Here is a 650-nt window from a genome sequence, read left to right as displayed (position 1 = left end):
CTGGCGAGTGGATAAATCGGCAAATTACGGTGCACTGGACGAACTGGCACGTGGTTGTGCCGATCTGTCGAAAGCCGAGGATCAGTGGGATGAGATGATGCGAACCGCCGGTTCGCTGAAACTGGGCACCATTCATGCTTCAGAACTCATTCGCTCTTTGCTGAAAAGCTCGCGCCCATCAGGGCTGGCACAGGCGATCATGGAAGTGGGGCGCGTCAACAAGACGCTGTACCTTCTTAATTATATTGATGATGAGGATTATCGTCGGCGGATCCTGACGCAGCTAAACCGGGGGGAAGGCCGCCATGCTGTGGCGAGGGCGATCTGCTACGGGCAGCGCGGTGAGATCAGAAAGCGCTATCGTGAAGGTCAGGAAGATCAGCTGGGGGCACTGGGCCTGGTCACTAACGCAGTGGTACTGTGGAACACACTTTATATGCAGGAAGCCCTGAGCTGGATACGCAGTAATGGAGAAGAAATCGGGGTTGAAGATATCGCCCGGTTGTCCCCACTGATGCACGGGCATATCAATATGCTGGGGCATTATACGTTTACGCTACCGGAGGATATTTTGAAGGGGGAACTGAGAGAACTAAATTTCAATTTAAACAATGAATTAACTTCTTAGCGTACGTTTTCGTTCCATTGGC

Annotated in this window: 1 protein-coding gene; it reads left to right on the top strand. The window is 52.2% G+C overall.

Features of this window, described 5'->3' with window-relative positions:
• Nucleotides 1–628, top strand: a 628-nt coding sequence (locus QMN93_RS26075) for a Tn3 family transposase (RefSeq protein ID WP_142517731.1), incomplete at its 5' end; no start/stop codon positions are given.
• Nucleotides 629–650 lie beyond the last annotated feature (22 nt).

The sequence above is a fragment of the Enterobacter sp. R-1.6.2 genome, from assembly GCF_035064085.1.
Classification (GTDB): Bacteria; Pseudomonadota; Gammaproteobacteria; order Enterobacterales; family Enterobacteriaceae; genus Enterobacter; species Enterobacter asburiae_B.
This window is presented reverse-complemented; position numbering and strand designations above follow the sequence as displayed.